The 15,857-nt window shown below is 72.9% G+C and carries 13 protein-coding genes and 5 pseudogenes; 10 read left to right on the top strand and 8 right to left on the bottom strand.

The features are described from left to right. Positions 1 to 68 precede the first annotated feature (68 nt). Both NEH16_RS33755 and NEH16_RS30365 read left to right on the top strand, forming a co-directional pair. Positions 69 to 490, top strand: a pseudogene (locus NEH16_RS33755) (acyl-CoA dehydrogenase family protein); the annotation flags it as partial. Positions 491 to 641: 151 nt separating this feature from the next. After that, positions 642 to 1,742 (top strand): NUDIX hydrolase, encoded by a 1,101-nt coding sequence (locus NEH16_RS30365; RefSeq protein WP_265546266.1) that lies wholly within the window; start codon positions 642 to 644, stop codon positions 1,740 to 1,742. Between the two features lie 43 nt (positions 1,743 to 1,785). Here NEH16_RS30365 and NEH16_RS30360 read toward each other — a convergent pair whose 3' ends face one another. The 3 genes and pseudogenes from NEH16_RS30360 to NEH16_RS30350 all read right to left on the bottom strand — a co-directional run bounded on the left by NEH16_RS30360 (position 1,786) and on the right by NEH16_RS30350 (position 4,323). Beyond that, positions 1,786 to 2,340, bottom strand: coding sequence for a hypothetical protein (locus tag NEH16_RS30360; RefSeq protein ID WP_265546264.1), 555 nt, complete (start codon positions 2,338 to 2,340; stop codon positions 1,786 to 1,788). Between the two features lie 170 nt (positions 2,341 to 2,510). Beyond that, complete coding sequence (locus tag NEH16_RS30355; protein ID WP_265547441.1) at positions 2,511 to 3,464, bottom strand: hypothetical protein; 954 nt, start codon at positions 3,462 to 3,464, stop codon at positions 2,511 to 2,513. A gap of 23 nt (positions 3,465 to 3,487) precedes the next feature. Continuing rightward, positions 3,488 to 4,323: pseudogene (locus NEH16_RS30350) on the bottom strand (SDR family oxidoreductase). 142 nt (positions 4,324 to 4,465) lie between these two features. On the opposite strand from NEH16_RS30350, the gene NEH16_RS30345 reads away from it, so the two are divergent. Then, positions 4,466 to 4,831: a hypothetical protein gene (locus NEH16_RS30345; protein ID WP_265546262.1), complete on the top strand. Its 366-nt coding sequence runs from the start codon at positions 4,466 to 4,468 to the stop codon at positions 4,829 to 4,831. Positions 4,832 to 4,922: 91 nt separating this feature from the next. Here the strand turns inward: NEH16_RS30345 and NEH16_RS30340 are convergent. Continuing rightward, positions 4,923 to 6,499 (bottom strand): annotated as a pseudogene (locus NEH16_RS30340) (amidase family protein). A 134-nt stretch (positions 6,500 to 6,633) separates the two neighbouring features. Here NEH16_RS30340 and NEH16_RS30335 point away from each other — a divergent pair. After that, positions 6,634 to 6,825 (top strand): annotated as a pseudogene (locus tag NEH16_RS30335) (VOC family protein); the annotation flags it as partial. A 23-nt stretch (positions 6,826 to 6,848) separates the two neighbouring features. On the opposite strand, the gene NEH16_RS30330 reads toward NEH16_RS30335, so the two are convergent. Further along, on the bottom strand, positions 6,849 to 7,979 hold the full coding sequence (locus tag NEH16_RS30330; RefSeq protein ID WP_265546257.1) for an NADAR family protein: 1,131 nt from the start codon (positions 7,977 to 7,979) through the stop codon (positions 6,849 to 6,851). Positions 7,980 to 8,147: 168 nt separating this feature from the next. Between NEH16_RS30330 and NEH16_RS30325 the strand changes: the two genes are divergently transcribed. Then, positions 8,148 to 9,317, top strand: a complete 1,170-nt coding sequence (locus NEH16_RS30325) for an aromatic ring-hydroxylating oxygenase subunit alpha (RefSeq protein ID WP_265546255.1) — start codon at positions 8,148 to 8,150, stop codon at positions 9,315 to 9,317. Positions 9,318 to 9,332: 15 nt separating this feature from the next. Here the strand turns inward: NEH16_RS30325 and NEH16_RS30320 are convergent, their stop codons facing one another. Further along, the gene (locus NEH16_RS30320; RefSeq protein ID WP_265546253.1) at positions 9,333 to 9,455 is read right to left on the bottom strand and encodes a hypothetical protein; all 123 of its coding nucleotides are present in this window, start codon (positions 9,453 to 9,455) and stop codon (positions 9,333 to 9,335) included. Here NEH16_RS30320 and NEH16_RS30315 point away from each other — a divergent pair. Then, positions 9,399 to 9,746, top strand: a pseudogene (locus NEH16_RS30315) (MFS transporter); the annotation flags it as partial. The gene NEH16_RS30320 and the pseudogene NEH16_RS30315 sit on opposite strands and share 57 nt — an antisense overlap. Positions 9,747 to 9,752: 6 nt before the next feature. Here the strand turns inward: NEH16_RS30315 and NEH16_RS30310 are convergent. Both NEH16_RS30310 and NEH16_RS30305 read right to left on the bottom strand, forming a co-directional pair. Next, positions 9,753 to 10,967: a carboxylesterase family protein gene (locus NEH16_RS30310; RefSeq protein WP_265546251.1), complete on the bottom strand. Its 1,215-nt coding sequence runs from the start codon at positions 10,965 to 10,967 to the stop codon at positions 9,753 to 9,755. Continuing rightward, positions 10,964 to 12,286, bottom strand: coding sequence for an MFS transporter (locus NEH16_RS30305; RefSeq protein WP_265546249.1), 1,323 nt, complete (start codon positions 12,284 to 12,286; stop codon positions 10,964 to 10,966). Before NEH16_RS30305 ends, NEH16_RS30310 begins: the two co-directional genes overlap by 4 nt. 255 nt (positions 12,287 to 12,541) lie before the next feature. Between NEH16_RS30305 and NEH16_RS30300 the strand changes: the two genes are divergently transcribed. From NEH16_RS30300 to NEH16_RS30285, 4 genes are all read left to right on the top strand, one after another. Then, positions 12,542 to 14,017, top strand: coding sequence for a 2-hydroxymuconic semialdehyde dehydrogenase (locus NEH16_RS30300; protein ID WP_265546246.1), 1,476 nt, complete (start codon positions 12,542 to 12,544; stop codon positions 14,015 to 14,017). 118 nt (positions 14,018 to 14,135) lie between these two features. After that, positions 14,136 to 14,900: a 2-keto-4-pentenoate hydratase gene (locus tag NEH16_RS30295; RefSeq protein ID WP_265546244.1), complete on the top strand. Its 765-nt coding sequence runs from the start codon at positions 14,136 to 14,138 to the stop codon at positions 14,898 to 14,900. Further along, a complete protein-coding gene (locus NEH16_RS30290) occupies positions 14,900 to 15,337 on the top strand; it encodes a RidA family protein (RefSeq protein WP_265546242.1) in 438 nt (145 codons plus the stop codon). The genes NEH16_RS30295 and NEH16_RS30290 overlap by 1 nt, the downstream gene beginning before the upstream one ends. Next, positions 15,334 to 15,855 (top strand): 3-hydroxyanthranilate 3,4-dioxygenase, encoded by a 522-nt coding sequence (locus NEH16_RS30285; protein WP_265546241.1) that lies wholly within the window; start codon positions 15,334 to 15,336, stop codon positions 15,853 to 15,855. Before NEH16_RS30290 ends, NEH16_RS30285 begins: the two co-directional genes overlap by 4 nt. The last annotated feature ends 2 nt before the right edge of the window (positions 15,856 to 15,857 follow it).

Genomic DNA, 15,857 nt, shown 5'->3' with positions numbered 1-15,857 from the left:
GTACGGCGTCTTCGCAGCGAGTCGCCTCCGACTGGACGCTCGGGTCACCCGGCCCCATGAAGGCCGCGGCCACGCGGCCGGCCGTCGGCGTGATGGCGCTCAGCATGGCCCGCGCCGCCTGCGAGCACGCCCTGGACTACGCACGCGAGCGGGAGCAGTTCGGCAGGAAGATCGGCGGCTTCCAGGCCATCGTCTTCAAGCTCGCCGATATGAAGACCCGGATCGACGCGTCTCGGATGCTGGCGTGGCAAACGGGCTGGATGGCGCGCCAGGACAAGCCCTTTGCTCAGGCCGAGGGCTCCACGCCAGCCGGACGGCCGTGCGTGTAACCGACGAGGCCATCCAGATCCTCAGAGGCCATGGCTACACGCGCGACTACCCCGTCAGGCGCATCCACCGCGACTCCAAGGTCTTCACCATCTTCGAAAGCGCCGGCGAGATCCGGCGTCCGGTCATCGGCCGCGCCTTGACCGGTCTGCCGGTCCACTGACGGAAGCTTCGTCGCCTGGACAGCAGACAGTGCCAACTATCCCGCTTTTATGCCAACTAAAACGCCTCGTCACAGCCCGGCGGGCGGCGGACGCGGTTGCGGCGGCCACGGCAGAATCGTGACCGCCCAAGTCCCCCTGGAACGGAGAAAGATGACCACCGCATCCGCACCCGACGACATTCCCGGCGTGGAGATGAAAGACGAGGCGTACGGGGCCCTGCGCGCCTCGGCCGCGCTGTGGGCCGGGACCAGTGTGCTGATCACCGACCGGCGCGGTCGGGTCCTGCTCCAGCGCGTCCCCTACCGGCCGACCTGCCTGCTGCCCGGCGGAGCCGTCGACAAGGGCGAGTCACCGGCCCGGGGCGCCGCCCGCGAGCTGGAGGAGGAGCTGGGCGTCGCGGCGACCGTCACCCGCGGGCTGGCCGTCGACTGGGTCTCCCCCGTCGGCCGGGCGGCGCCCCCGGCGCTGCGGTTCCCGGGCGAGCTGCTGCACGTCTTCGACGGGGGCGTCTGGGGCGACGACCGGATCGCGGCCGTCCGGCCCGCCCCGGGCGAGATCGAGGGCATCGAGTTCGCGGAACCGGCCGCCCTTCCCTCGCTGATGTCTCCCGGCGACGCCCGCCGCGTCCTCTCCGCGCTCCGCGCCCGCATCAACGGCGCCGGTCCCGTGCTCCTGGAGGACGGCCTCCCGATCGCCCCCACGGTCCTCGACCGGGTCGGCGTCCTGCGTACCGCCCGGGCCCGTCATCACCTGCCGTTCCACGCCGGGCCCGTGCCCGCCGGGCTCACGGTCCGGCAGTCCTGGGTCTGGGCCTTCGCCCCGGACGGGCGGGTCCTCCTGCTCCTCGAACCGGACACCGGCGCGCCCTGCCTGCCCGGCGGCACGACGGAACCGGAGGACGGCGGCGACCCCCTGGCGACCGCCGTCCGGGAATGCCGCGAGGAGGCCGCCGCCGAACTCGGCAAGACCCGCTACCTCGGGTATCTGTCCGACGCCTCCGGCCCGTGCGCGAGGGTCCGTTACGCCGCCGTGCTGGCGAGCCTGGGCGAGGCCGCCGCCGATCCGGCCACCGGTCAGACGTACGTACGCATCCTGGCGACCCCGGAGCAGGCCCTCGAGTTCTTCGACTGGGGGCCGTCCGAGGCGGCCGAGCAGCTTGCGGCCGCCCACCGGGGCCGCGCCGCGCTCGGCATTCCCGAGGCCGTGCACCCCCAGCCCGTCACCGAAGTCGTACGCCCCACCACCTGGTAACGCCCCTGCCGTACCGAAGCACGGGCGGGGGCGGATGCCGGGCTCAGCAGGGGCGGATGTGGAAGACGGGGGTCCAGGAGGCGGTGCCGGTGCCCTTGGCTACGTGGGACCAGCGCTCGCTGCCGTCGCTGTTGTAGAAGCGGGCGCGGGTGCCGGAGGTCTGGTTGTTGTTGAAGGTGCCGTCGCCGATGCCGTTGAAGTCGTAGTAACCGCAGCGGTAGTAGTCGTAGTTGACGCCGCGCCCGTCCGTGATGCACAGGTGCCCGTTGCCGCAGGCCAGGGCGGTGCCGGGCGAGGCCAGGCGCCGGGTCTCGGATTGTCCGGGGGCGGGGAGCGTGACGGTGCCGCCGGGGATGTCGAGGGTGTTCGCGGAGGTCTGGCGGGCCCGGGGCTCCTGGGCGCGTACCGCGTCGACCTGTCGCTGCAGCTCCCCGGCCTGCTGCTCGGTGAGGCCGGCGGCCCGCGCCTGCGCGGCGTAGGTCCGCTGTCCGCCGGGGGCGGCGGGGGCCATGGCGTGAGCGGACAGGGTGGGACCGGCGATCAGGGCCGCGGCGGCGGCCATCAGTCCGGCGGTACGGCGGAACGAGACACGCTTCAAGGTCTTCTCCTCGGGTTGGCCGTGCGCCTCTTTGAGGTGCACGGCCAGCCTTTCCAACTGAGCGCCGCCTCAAGGGACATAGCGGCGATGTTCACCGTTGAGTGGTGCAGATGCCTTTTTTCGTACGCTCAAGGATTCACCGCGCGTCTGTGTCAAGCACGGCCGTACGTCTACGCGAGCACCCATCGCGGCGGGTGGCCGGGCTCCGCCGGGCAGACGAAGACGTGCAGGTCGCGGTCCCGGCCGAAACGGAGCCGCGCGGGCTGCGCGGCTGAGAAGCCGCCCCGGATCGACGCCTTCCCCCGCAGCAGCGGGTCCCGGTCCTCCCGCGGCGCCCAGCTGTGCGAGCCGCCGTCCCACTCGTATCCGTCCGCCGTCAGCAGCAGCTCCATGGGGGCGCCGCAGGAGGCGCAGTCGATGGCCATCGGGCCCGTGGACGCCCAGCTCGGGTAGCCGCCGACACGCCAGCCGGGAGGTATGGACAGGTCGTACTGGTAGCTCGGGGCGTCGGGCCCGTGTTCCGCCACCTGCGCGTCGTCCCACGCGTCGATGCGCGCGATCAGGGGCGCGGGCAGCGTGTCGTTCTCCGCCCAGGGGTAGGTGTCCACCTCTTCCGGGTGCAGCACGCACGGTTCGGGGAGTTCGTGCTCCCACCGCAGCAGGGGCGCCTCGGGCGGCGCGGCGAGAAGGTGTTCCGCCCGCTCGGTCCGCGCGGCCTGCCTCCAACGCAGGTGGTAGCGGCGCTCCAGGTGCGGGCCGTGGGTGAGCGGGCAGCGGAAGAGCTGCACCAGGTCCGCGCCGTCGGGCCCGCAGGCGAGACCCGGGATGTCGCGGCGGAAGAGCTGGGCCAGCCCGGTGAAGGGCGCCGGGCCGTCGTCGCGGGAAGGCTGCCTGCTCGGCGGCCACACGCCTGCGGCGCGGGCGCTGCGGATCTCGTCCGGTGCGTACCCCTCGGTCTCACGCCGGTGCGGCTCGTGGCAGAGCGGCCACGGTTCGTCCGCCGGCCACAGCATCGGCCCGCCGATATGGCTGTCGCGTCGGCCGGGCCGCCCCGGCCTGGGGTGCAGCCGCGTCGTCCGGGCCCGGTAGGGGGCCAGCTCCGGGAACACGGCCTCCACGGACACCGGTCGGGCCGGTGTGGTCCTCGTCATGCCGGGTCCCCTTCGCTCAGGAATTCCCGGGCGCCCCGGAGGCGGGTGCCGAGCTTCCGCCGCGTGGCACGGCAGTCCAGTCGTACGTCGATCCCGCCGGGCAGGCCGGAATCGCCGCGGCGCGCGGCGGGCAGCCGCGCGGGGTCGAGGCCGTCCCGGCGGGCGATGAGCTCGCCCAGCTGGTGGCGGCTGAGGGCGTCCGGACCGGCGAGGTGGAAGACCCCGGCGGCGTCGGAGCAGGCGATCTCCCACAGGGCGGCGGCCAGGTCGCCGACGTGTACGGGACAGCGGATGTCGTCGGTGAACAGGGCGCCTTCGCGGGTGCCGTCGGCCAGGGCGTGCACCAACTGCTCGTGTTCGGAGCGGCCGTTGCCGATGATCAGCGAGGTGCGGACGACGGCCGCGTCGGGGCTGACGATACGGACGGCCGTCTCGGCGGCGGCCTTGGCGGCCCCGTACGGGGTGAGCGGGTCCGGCAGACAGGACTCGTCGTACGGGTCGCGGGCCGCGCCGGAGAAGACCGCGTCGCTGGAGACATGCACCAGGCGGAGGCCGCGCTCGGCCGCGGCCAGAGCGACCCGGACGGCGCCCTCGGCGGTGACCGCCCAGTCCGCGCCGCCGCTCGTCGCGTTGATCAAGGTGGTCGGGGCCACGGTGTCGAGGAGCTGTTCCAGGCGCGCCGGGGCGCGGAGGTCGAGGTGGTGCCAGGCCGCCCGGGCCGGGTCGCCGGGGGGGAATGGTAGGTGGCGGCCGGGGGCCCGTCCGAGGAGGCGGCCTGGCGCACCAGCTCGGTGCCCAGCAGGCCGCTGCCGCCGATGATCAGCACAGTCATGCCGCCCCACGCTACGGGCGGTGACGCCGCCGTTCGGCACCGCCTCGGCGGAACTCGCGTGGCTGGAAAGCGATCTTCCGTATCTGGTTGAAGGCGCAAATAATCGGGACTCCCCCTCTCGGACGCAAAGGCGGCGATCACGATGAGCTTCAACCATCGCAGGTACACCGGGGCCGCTGCCGCGGTCTGCGGAGCGGCCCTCGCCGTCGGCGCGGGCCTCGCTCAGCCCGCCGTCGCGCAGTCCCCGGGCGTCGTCTTCTACACCGGCGCGCACCAAACGGGCGCGGCCACGTCCGTGGACCTCACCAGCACCGAGTGCCACAACCTGGCCGCGCCCTCGGCCTCCGCGCTCAACTACGCGGCCGTGGACGTCGACGTGTTCTTCAACGCCGACTGCCGTACCGGCGCCCCCGGGACCGACGGCGACCTCGGCTTCGCCCTGGGCAGCCTGCACACGGCGGACTTCCCTTACCGGGCGGTGAGTTACCGGGTCCGCCCCATCGGCTGACCGGTCAGCCGACGCCCACCCGGGTCACGACGGCCGGCGGGAGTCGACGGGGCGGGCCCCGCTGGAGACCCGCCCCGCCCCTCGGGCCCGTTCAGCCGGTCGGCAGCGTCGGCAGGTACCGGGCGCACGCCGCCCGTCCAGCCGGTGTTCCACCGCCGCCCCCAGGGACAGAAGGCCGGCGTCCTGGTTCTTGCCCGCCATGAGCAGCAGCCCGACCGGCAGTTCACCCACGAAGCCCGCGGGCACCGACAGCGAGGGATAGCCGGCGACGGCGGCGGGTGTCGACGACGGGATCACGTCGTTGTCGCCCCGGCCGCAGTCGGTGGTCCACGCGGGCGGGTTGGCCGGGGAGGCGATCGCGTCCAGGCCGTGTTCGGCCATGACCTCGTCGATGGAGCGGCGGGACAGGTCCGCCAACTCGGCGCGCATCGCCAGGTACCGCGGGTCGGTGGTGGCCGGTGCGACGAGCGCCTGCTCGAAGAGTTCCTGTCCGGCGAAGCAGGTCTGCTCCTGCGGATGGGCCCGGTTGAAGTCGATGAGTTCGGCCAGGTCGCGCGGCCCCTTTCTCGTCGCGAGGTACGCGTCGATGTCCCGGTGGAACTCGCTGAGCAGGGCCGGGAATTCGAGTTCGGCCAGGCGTTCCTGGTATGGAAGGTCCACCTCCACGACCTCGGCGCCCGATGCCCGCAGCCGCTCGGCGGTGCGCGTCATGAGGGCGTCGACCCCGGCGCCGAGCACCGGCAGCCGCCACAGGCCGATCCGCTTGCCGCGCAGTGCATCGGGGCGGGTCGCCGCTGTCGCGAAGTCGGGGGCCGGGTCGCCGCTGAGGACCGACAGGGTGAGCGCGGCATCGATCACGTTCCGGGCCATCGGGCCCGCGGTGTCCTGTTCGGCGGAGATCGGGACGACGCCCGACTGGCTGACCACCCCCAGGCTCGGCTTGAGGCCGACGACGGCGTTCATCCCGGCGGGGCAGACGATGGAGCCGTCCGTCTCGGTGCCGATCGCCACCTGCGCCAGCGACGCGGCGAGCGCGGCGGCCGATCCGGCGGACGAGCCGCAGGGGTTGCGGTCCAGGACGTACGGGTTGTGGGTCTGGCCGCCCACCGCCGACCAGCCCGATGTCGGCCTGGCTACACGGAAGTTGGCCCACTCGGAGAGATTGGCCTTGCCGAGGATCACCGCGCCGCCCGCGCGCAGCTTCGCGACCAGCTCCGCGTCGGCCGCCGGCGGCTTCCCCGCGAGGGCGAGCGACCCGGCGGTCGTCTCCATGTCACGGGTGTTCACGTTGTCCTTGAGCAGGACGGGGATGCCGTCGAGCGGACCGCGCGTCCGGCCGAGGCGGTGCCTGATGTCACTGGCCGCCGCCTGCCCCAGGGCCGTGGGGCTGGTGCGCAGGACCGCGTTGATCTTCGGGTCGACGGACTTGATCCGCCGCAGGTAGGCGAGGGTCAGCCGGACCGAGGACAGCGATCCGCGGGCCATGCGCGCCTGGAGTTCGGGGATGGTGACCGTGTCGAGGTCGATGCCGCCGACCAGCGTGGATTCGGCGGATCGCGCCGAGCCGCCGGGGCGGGACTGGGCGGCTGCCTGCGGACCGGGCGCCACCGCGATCAAGGGGGCCACGATCAGGATCGCGGTCATGGCCGCCATGCTTCTCGTCTTCATGGCGGACACCCCACTACATGGAGCCGGGACGGCACAAGAGGCCCTCTCCGCAGGCCCGTTCGGACCACTCGCCCCCTCTATTCAAATTTGACTAGACTGAAAAGCATGAGCGAGAAGACGATCCCGATCCTGCCCTGCCGGGCGAATCGCCCACCCTCGTGCAGTTGCTGCGCCTCCTGGTCCTGCGTGCGGACGCCGCCGGGCGCCTCGGGGACGACGCGACCGCAGCCTCCGCGCTCGCCCGGGCCGCCGCGCTCCGACTCACCGCGCGGGAGCGCGAGTCGGTGCGCGACGACCTGGAGCGCCTTCGGGAGCTACGGGACTGAGCCGGCGCCCGGCGCAGGGCGGATCAGGTCCGGAGCAGCTGCCGGGCGAGGAGTTCGGAGCGGGTCAGCTCCAGCAGTCGGCCCATCCAGTTGCGCCCCCGGTCGTCGGGGACGTCTCGCCAGAAGGGGGAGTCCTCGAAACCGGTGTAGCTGATCCTGGCGTCCCCGGTGGAGAGGAGGACCTGGGCGAGTTCGGGGTGCTGGGTGAACTTCGCGCGCAGGAGTCCGGCCATGACCGCGAGCCGGACGCCGGGCCAGTCGCTCCGGCGCGCAGCCCGTCCGCCCAGGGCGTGCGCCTCCCTGCCGGAGGCCGCGTCCCGGATCCTGCTCCGGCCGGAGGCGTCGGCCGCCGACAGGGCCCAGTATCCGTGCTGTACGGAGGCGTAGGAGTCGCCGGCGAACTCGACGGGTGCGGGGTAATCGTTGCGGAGCACGAACAGCCCCGGCTCGTCCGGCCATCCCCGCGGGTAGACGGTTTCGTGGGAGACGAGCACCGGGCGGCCGGCGACCGCGGGATCGTCCGCGTACCGCACGGCCTGCCGCTCCCGCTCGTCCCGGACGGCGTCGCTCGTGCGGGCGAAGTAGTCCAGGGCGCCCTGGTGCATCTCCGGGGTCACCACCGGTCCGTCGCCGTCGACGGCCTCACCGATCTCCGTGAGCAGGATCCGCAGGGGGCGGTCCTGGAGGTCCATGTCGCCGAGGACGTAGACCCGCAGGTGCGCGGGAACGGCCAGGTAGGCCGCGCGGAGCAGTTCCCGGTTCGCCTCGGTCGGCTGCTGCTCGTACTGCCGGATCGCATCCCGGCAGCGCTGACCGGCAGTTGGCCGCCCGCTCAGCTCTTCGACGCGGTCGGCGGCTTCCAGGACGAAGCCCTCCGCTGTCAACGGTTCGCTGTAGCGGGCCTCCCACTTCGACGGCGGGTCCGGCGGCGCCGGAGCCTCCGGGTCGGTCACCGCCCAACGCCCCGTCGCCAGCTCCTTCGCGAGGCCGGCCAGGTCCGTGCGCTCCCCGCAGGTGATACTTCCGTCCGCGAAGACGATCAGGTCGTCGAGGTAGTACCCGCCGCCCATCTGGTGCCGCCGCCAGATGTGGCACCAGACCCCGTCGATTCGTTCCCCATCCACCATCCGATACGTCGGTCCCCGCCATGTCATGGGCGCACGCTATCGCCTTCGGCACGATCATGGAGAGGGCCCTACGACCGAGGATCACGCGGCCCCCCGGGCAGCCGCCGTCACTGGTCCGGACGCGCTCGACAGGGCAGCCGGAGCCGGCGCGGTCATCATGAGGTGGGCGGTGTGTCCCATCTGCGAGGGAGAGGCATGAAGGAGACCGACGCGGACGTGGTGCGGGCCGAGCTCTCCGGGGCTGTGGATCTGCGGCGCGTCGGTGCTGACCCGGACTACTGGTACCCGGTGGCGCTGACCCGGGACGTGCGCGTCGGGAAGGTGGTCGCGGCCGTGTTCGCCGGTGAGCGTCTCGCGCTGTACCGGGGGAAGAGCGGGGCCGTCCACGCGCTGGAGGACCGGTGCGCGCATCGGCAGGTTCCGTTGAGCATGGGCGTCGTGGAGGGTGACGTGCTCCGGTGCCGGTATCACGCGTGGGCCTACCGCGGTGACGGCCGCATTTCGCAGATCCCGTATCTGACGAAGGAGGACCGCAGGCCGCCCCGCGGTGTGCGCGGCTTCCCCGTGCGCGAGGCGTACGGTCTGGTCTTCGTCTTTCCCGGCGATCCGGACAAGGCGCAGGCCACCGCGCTTCCGGAGTTGCCCGCCTTCAGCTCGGGGCAGTACAAGACGCTGACGTACTCGCGGGTCGTGCGCTGCCACTACTCGTTCATGCACGAGAACCTGCTGGACATGAACCACCAGTTCCTGCACCAGGGTGTCGTCGGCCGGCTCCGTCCGGAGCTGATCGGCCAGCGCAGCGACGGCCGGTCGGTGGAGGCGAGGTATCTGTTCACCCACGCCGGAGGCAAGCGCAACGCCGGTGCGAGCGTGCTGGCGGCCGAGGGCATCTCGGGCGGCTCCCGCGACGTGATGACCATCCGCACCGAGTACCCGTACCAGACCCTCGATCTGGTGCCGGAGGGCGCCGACCAGCCGGTCTTCAGCCTCTGGGCGGCGTACGTGCCCGTGGGCGCCGACCAGCGCGCCTGCCATGTCTACGGGCTCCTCATGATCAAGAAGCCGCGCGTGCCCGCCGTGCTCACCGTGGCCGCGCCCCTCATCCGGCGCTTCACCGAGCGCATCTTCGCGCAGGACCGCATGGCGGTGCAGGCGGAGCAGCGGGCGTGGGACGAGCAGGGCGAGGACCGCAACCACGAGGTGTTCTCCCTGATCCTGGACGTACGCGAGGCGCTGCGGTCCAACGGGGTCCCCCTGGCCGTCTCGGCGGGGCCGCGCGGCGTGGAGCCCTGCGCGGGTGCGGCGGGGATGTGCGGGGGCGGAGACCCGGAGCCTCTGCACACGGACGCGGCGCCTGCGCGCTGACGGCCCCGGGACCGGTCAGCGCCCGGCCAACAGCCCTTCCACCAGGGCCTTGAGGCCGTCCCGGTAGGTGCCCTCGGCCGCGCCGGACTGGTCCTGGCCCCGGTCGCCGCCGCCGCGACCACGGGTGTCGCTCCCCACGAGGCCGGCATGGCCTCCGGCCTGATGAACAGCTCCCGCCAGCTCGGCGGCTGCATCGGCCTGGCGGCCCTCGCCACCGTTGCCGCGCACCACACCGGCCCGACCACGGACCCCGGCGCGCTGAACGACGGCTATGCCCTGGGCCTGGCCGTGGCCGCCGCCGTCTTCGTACTCGCGGCCGCGGTGGCCGTCGGGGTGCTTCCGCGCCGCCGGTCCGTCGCCCCTGTCCGGCGGTCCACCGAAACCACAGAGAACCAGTTGGAAGGCGCACCGACGGCCACTGACGTCTGAGCCCCGTCAGCGCGGCAGCGCCGTGAGCGGTGCCGGCAGCGGTCCCGGGTCGCCGGTGCGGGCGAAGGACGCCCAGGCCGCGCGCACCCCCCGGCCCACCGCGTCCACCTCCGCCCGGTCGAGGTCGCCCAGCATCGGCGCGTGCCGCCAGGCGCGGGCCGACCCCAGGAGCAGCGGGATCTCGACGCAGTGCGTGGCGCCGTGCGGCGAACCGGCGGGCCGCCAGTCCAGCCGGTAGCCGTGGGCGCGGGCGCCGTGGCGTTCCAGCCGGGCGTGCAGGTCCCGCAGGGGCTCCTCGTACAGCCGTCGGGTGCGCTCGGCGACGCTTCCCGAGTCGGACGGGCCCTCGGGGAAGGCGGACATGTCGTCGGCGTTCCATCCGTACAGCACGTCCGGGGCGGGGCCGGTGAAGGGGGCGGGCCCGGTCTCGGCGGGCAGCGGTGCGACGCCGCCGACCGGGCCGAACGGCGGGGCCAGGAAGTTTCCGGTCCGCCGCTGGTGGTCGGCCGCGGTGCGCGCCTGGGCGGCGAGCAGGTCCGCCGCCGGGGCGGTGCGGGGGTCGGCGCCGAGGTGGGCGGCGAAGAGCCTTCCGGTCTCCCGTGCCTCGGCCGGGGTGCGGGTGGCGATGGACAGGGGCGGGCTCTGGAGGATCACGCGCCCGAAGAGCCCGCGCGCTTCGGGGACGCCCAGGAGCAGCAGGGCGGACAGGGCGCCGGCGGACTGGCCGAAGACGGTGACGTTACGGGGGTCGCCGCCGTGGTCCGCGATGTGCGCCCGGACCCAGCGCAGCGCCTCGATCTGGTCGTACAGGCCGAGGTTGCCCTCGCTGACCCCGTCCTGGAGGAGGTAGCCGAGGGCGCCGAGCCGGTAGTTCGCGCTGACCACGACGACGTCCTGTTCGGCGGCGAGCGCGCTGCCGTCGTACCAGTCGAGGATGCCGGCGCCGCTGCTGAAGCCGCCGCCGTGGAGCCAGACGAGGACGGGGCGGCCCGTCGTCGCGGGGGCGGCGGGTGCGATGACGGTGAGGTGGAGGCAGTCCTCGCTCCGCGGATGCCGGCCGGGCGGCGGGCCCATCAGTGCTTCGAGGCGGGAGGGCGGCTGGGGGCAGACCGCGCCGGGCCCCGGTGCGGGGTCCTCGGCCGTCGCGGGGCGCGGCCGGGCGAAGCGCGACGCCGTGGCGTAACGGATGGGGCCGGTACGGACCGTCCGAGGGGTGTTCATGCCTTGCCTGCCGTTTCGGGGACGAGTGGGGCCCGCTCCACAGGAGTCTCGGGAACCATCCGGAACAGCGCCACCGCACCGACGAGGCTGAGCGCGCACATCCCCACGAGATACCAGGTCACTCCGGTCGAGGAGTCGCCGCTGCCGAGGAGCGCGCTGGAGATCATGGGGGCCAGGCCGCCGCCGAGGACCGCGCCTATCTGGAGGACCAGCGAGGTGCCGGAGTAGCGCACCCGGACCGGGAAGGTGTCGGCGATGATGGCGCCCTGGACGCAGTGGGTCACCGGGATGATCAGGCCCATGCCGGCGAGCGCGAGCAGGGCGGTCGCCCGGCTGCCGGTGTCCAGCAGGGGGAAGAACACCGCGCACCACAGCAGGATGGCGACGGAACCGCCGATGAAGAGCGTGCGGCGCCCCTTGCGGTCGGCGATCTTCGTCCATACCGGGATCGACACGAACCACAGCACGGCGGCCCCGCTCACCCCGAGGACGAGGAACTGCTGGTCGAAGCCGAGGTGTTTGGTGCCGTAGGACAGCGTGAAGACCATGAAGACGTACGCGACCGCGGAGTTCGCCACGACGGCGAGCAGGGTGACGGCCAGTCGGGGCAGTCCGGCCTTGAGCGCGTCGGCCAGCGGGAAGCGGACCACCTCGTCCTCCTGCCGGGCCCGGTCGAAGGACGGCGATTCGGTGACGCGCAGCCGCACGACCAGGCCGACGCCGACCAGGACGAAGCTCAGCAGGAACGGGATGCGCCACGCCCAGGCGGTGAACGTGGCGTGTCCGGCGAGCGAGTTGGTGGCGAGGAAAATGAGGTTCGCCAGCACCAGGCCCGCGGGCGTCCCCATCTGCGGGAAGCCCGCGTACAGGTTGCGCCGCCCCTCGGGGGCGTGCTCCATCGACATCAGGGTGGCGCCGGCGCCCTCGCCGCCGAGGCCGATGCCCTGGACGACGCGCAGGAGGACCAGCAGGACCGGGGCCCACAGGCCGATGGAGCCGTAGCTCGGGACGGCGCCGATGAGGGTGGAGCCCAGTCCCATCATCACCAGCGAGACCACCAGGGTGGAGCGGCGTCCGAGGCGGTCGCCGAAGTGGCCGAAGACCAGGCCGCCGAGGGGCCTGGCGACGAAGCCGACCGCGAGCGTGGAGAACGCGGCGAGGGTGCCCGCCGCGGGGCTCAGGTCGGGGAAGAACTGCTTGTCGAAGATCAGTGCGGCGGCCGTGCCGTACAGGAAGAAGTCGTACCACTCCAATGTGGTTCCGAGAAGGGTGGCAAGCGCAGTCCTGCTCGCGCCCTTGGGACGGTCCGCGTCGCTCATGGAACACCTCGTCTGCTGGGGAAGGCGGGGAAGCCCCGCGCTTTCGGTGGATCCTGGGGCCCCGGGCAGAGGCGAACAAATGCCGTTTCGTCCCGCCGCTATAGCGGGACGGGTATACCGGGCGACCAAACCCGAGGGCGCCGCCGCCCGCTCCCCGAGGGAAACGCCTGTTCGGCGGGGCCATACCGAAGTCGGCATAGCTGAGCCCCGAAACGTCATTTGTCGTCATGGCCGCGTGATCCCAGGGTGTGAGTCATGACGGCACAGACTTCGCGGTGGATCCGCAACTTCGTGGACGGGCGTTTCATCGACCCGGACGACGGCGGCAAGAGTTTCGAAGCGACGGACCCGGCCACCGGCCGTGTGCACTCCCTCGTCCACGAGGCCGATGCCCCCTTGGTCGACCGGGCCGTCGCGGCGGCGCGCAAGGCGCTCGGGCCCTGGTCGGCGACCCCGGTCCGGGAGCGCACCGAGGTCCTGCGCCGGGCGGCCGCGCTGATCGAGGCCCGGTTCGAGGAGTTCGTGGCCGCCGAGGTGGCCGACACCGGCAAGCCCGTGACCCTCGCCCGCGACCTCGACGTAGCCAGGGCCGTATCAAACTTCCGTACGTTCGCCGATGTCGTCGCGGCCGCCGGGCAGGAGTCCTTCCTGACCGACCTGCCGGGCGGCCGGCAGGCCCTCAACTACGCGGTCCGCAAGCCCCTCGGGGTGGTCGCGGTCATCGTTCCCTGGAACCTGCCGCTGCTGCTGCTCACCTGGAAGGTCGCCCCGGCCCTGGCCTGCGGCAACACCGTCGTGGTCAAGCCCAGCGAGGAGACGCCCGGCACCGCGGCCCTGCTCGCGGAGGTACTGGCCGAGGCGGGTCTGCCGGCCGGCGCCTACAACGTGGTGCACGGCTTCGGCGGCGGCTCGGCCGGGGAGTACGTCACCACGCACCCCGGGATCGACGGCGTCACCTTCACCGGGTCCACGGCGACCGGCGCGCGGGTGATGAAGACCGTGGCACCGCGCGTGCGCCCCGTCTCCTTCGAGCTGGGCGGCAAGAACGCGGCGCTGGTCTTCGCCGACGCGGACATCGAGGAGACCCTGGACGGCCTGACCCGGTCGGTGTTCGCCAACACCGGCCAGGTGTGTCTGTGCACCGAGCGGGTCTACGTGCACCGCTCGGTCTTCGCGGACATCGCGGACGGCCTGGTCGAGCGGGCCCGTTCGCTGCGGCTCGGCAGCCCGCTGGACCCGGCGACCACGACGGGGCCGCTGATCTCGCAGGCGCACCGGGAGAAGGTGCGCGGCTACCTGGACCTGGCCGGACAGCTGGGCGCGAAGGCCCTCACCGGGGGCGGCACGCCGGGCCTCGGCGAGGAGCTGGACGGCGGTTCGTGGATCGAGCCGACGCTGTGGACGGGGCTGACGAACGCCGACCGCCCGGTGCGCGAGGAGATCTTCGGGCCGGTCGCGGCGCTGATCCCGTTCGACACGGAGGAGGAGGCGATCGGGCTGGCCAACGACACGGAGTACGGCCTCGCCGCCTCCGTGTGGACCCGGGATCTGCGGCGCGGGCACCGCGTGGCCCAGGCGATGGACGTCGGCATGTCCTGGGTCAACACCTGGTTCCTGCGCGACCTGCGCTCGCCCTTCGGCGGCGTCGGCCTCTCCGGCCTCGGCCGCGAGGGAGGCGCCTCCTCGCTGCACTTCTACACCGAGCCGACCAACGTGTGCGTCCAGCTGTGACGCCCGGGCCCGCGCCGGCTCCCCCGCCCACGACCGAGCAGGCCGCCCCCGAGCCGGGCGGCCGGAAGGACATGACCATGGGCGACAACGCCCCGTACTCCGGTGAAGGAGGCCCCCGTTGATCACCGAGGAAACGGTCCGGACGCTGGCCGCGCGGCTCGACACCGCGCAGCGCACCGTCACGGACACCCTCAGCCTCGCCGACACGCACACCCTGGCCGTGGACGACGCCTACGCCGTGCAGGCCGCGCTGCTCGCCCTGCGCGAGGGGCGCGGTGAGCGGATCACCGGCGTGAAGCTGGGCTTCACCAGCAAGGCCAAGATGGAGCAGATGGGAGTCTCCGAGATCATCGTCGGCCGGCTGACCGACGCCATGTGCGTCCCGGACGGCGGTGCGATCGAGCTGGACCGGTTCATCCACCCGAAGGTGGAACCGGAGGTCGCGTACCGGCTGGGCCGGGACGTGGACCCGGCCGATCCGGACACCGACCTCGTCTCCTGTGTGGACGCCGTCGCGCCCGCCCTGGAGATCATCGACTCCCGCTACCGGGACTTCCGCTTCACCTACGAGGACGTCGTCGCGGACAACACCTCGGCGGCGGCCTATGTGATCGGCGCCTGGGTCTCCGTGCAGGACGTGTCCGACCGGGCCGTACGCCTGTCGGGCGCGGGCCGGGAGGTGGCGGGCTCGACCGAGGCCATCCTCGGTGGCCCGGTCAACGCCCTGCGGGCCCTGCTCGACCTGGCGCGGCGGCGGCACATCCCGCTGCGGGCCGGCCAGGTGGTGCTGGCCGGGGCGGCCACCGCGGCGATCCCGCTGGAAAGCGGGGAGACCGTGTGCGAGGTCGACGGCATCGGCCGCGTCGGCGTGAGGGGGGTCTGATGGAACAGGGACGGGTCATCCCCGGCAAGGCGCGCCCGCGCGGCCGGTTCCCGCACTTCCGCCGCGCCGGAGACCTCGTCTTCGTCTCCGGCACCAGCTCCCGCCGGCCCGACAACTCCTTCGCCGGGGTGGCGACGGACGAGCTGGGCACCACCGACCTCGACATCCGCGCGCAGACCCGCGCGGTCATCGAGAACATCGGGGACATCCTCGCCGACGCGGGCGGCGGCCTCGCGGACGTCGTCCAGGTGACCGCGTACCTCGTCTCCATGAACGACTTCGGCGGCTACAACGAGGTCTATGGCCAGTACTTCGACGAGACGGGACCGGCCAGGACCACCGTCGCCGTGCACCAGCTCCCCCACCCCCATCTGCTCATCGAGATCCAGGCCGTGGCGCAGCTGCCGGCCGCGGCCACCACGAAGGAGACACCGTGACCGACATCCCCGAGGTCATCGACTTCCAGGGCTGGATCGACGCCCACGCGCACCTGCTGAAGCCGCCGGTGAACAACCGCACCATGGCGCTCGGCAAGGACTTCATCGTGCAGATCGTCGGCGGGCCCAACCAGCGCACGGACTTCCACCTCGACCCGTACGAGGAGTGGTTCTACCAGGTCAAGGGGGACATGCACGTCAACCTCATGACCGACGAGGGCCCGCGTACCGTGCACATCAAGGAGGGCCAGGCGTGGCTGCTGCCCGGCCATGTGCCGCACTCCCCGCAGCGCCCGGACCCCGACTCCATCGGCCTGGTGATCGAGCGGGTCCGTGAGGAGGGCACGCTGGAGAAGTTCCTGTGGTTCTGCCCCTCCTGTTCGGCGACCGTGTACGAGGTGGAGCTCCAGGTCCGCGACATCGTCGCCGACCTCCCGCCGGTCTTCGAGAAGTTCTACGAGGACGAGCGGGCCCGGGTCTGCTCCGCCTGCGGTGCGCTCCACCCCGGGAAGGGCTGACC

Origin of the sequence: Streptomyces drozdowiczii (genome assembly GCF_026167665.1) — a bacterium.
GTDB classification, from domain to species: Bacteria; Actinomycetota; Actinomycetes; order Streptomycetales; family Streptomycetaceae; genus Streptomyces; species Streptomyces drozdowiczii_A.
The sequence above is the reverse complement of the archived record's forward strand: the minus strand, read 5'-3'. Positions and strand labels throughout refer to the sequence as shown.

Coding starts and splice junctions, on each gene's coding strand:
- NEH16_RS30365 (WP_265546266.1), top strand. CDS start 642: ATGACCACCGCATCCGCACCCGACGACATTCCCGGCGTGGAGATGAAA.
- NEH16_RS30345 (WP_265546262.1), top strand. CDS start 4,466: ATGAGCTTCAACCATCGCAGGTACACCGGGGCCGCTGCCGCGGTCTGC.
- NEH16_RS30330 (WP_265546257.1), bottom strand. CDS start 7,979: ATGACATGGCGGGGACCGACGTATCGGATGGTGGATGGGGAACGAATC.
- NEH16_RS30325 (WP_265546255.1), top strand. CDS start 8,148: ATGAAGGAGACCGACGCGGACGTGGTGCGGGCCGAGCTCTCCGGGGCT.
- NEH16_RS30310 (WP_265546251.1), bottom strand. CDS start 10,967: ATGAACACCCCTCGGACGGTCCGTACCGGCCCCATCCGTTACGCCACG.
- NEH16_RS30305 (WP_265546249.1), bottom strand. CDS start 12,286: ATGAGCGACGCGGACCGTCCCAAGGGCGCGAGCAGGACTGCGCTTGCC.
- NEH16_RS30300 (WP_265546246.1), top strand. CDS start 12,542: ATGACGGCACAGACTTCGCGGTGGATCCGCAACTTCGTGGACGGGCGT.
- NEH16_RS30290 (WP_265546242.1), top strand. CDS start 14,900: ATGGAACAGGGACGGGTCATCCCCGGCAAGGCGCGCCCGCGCGGCCGG.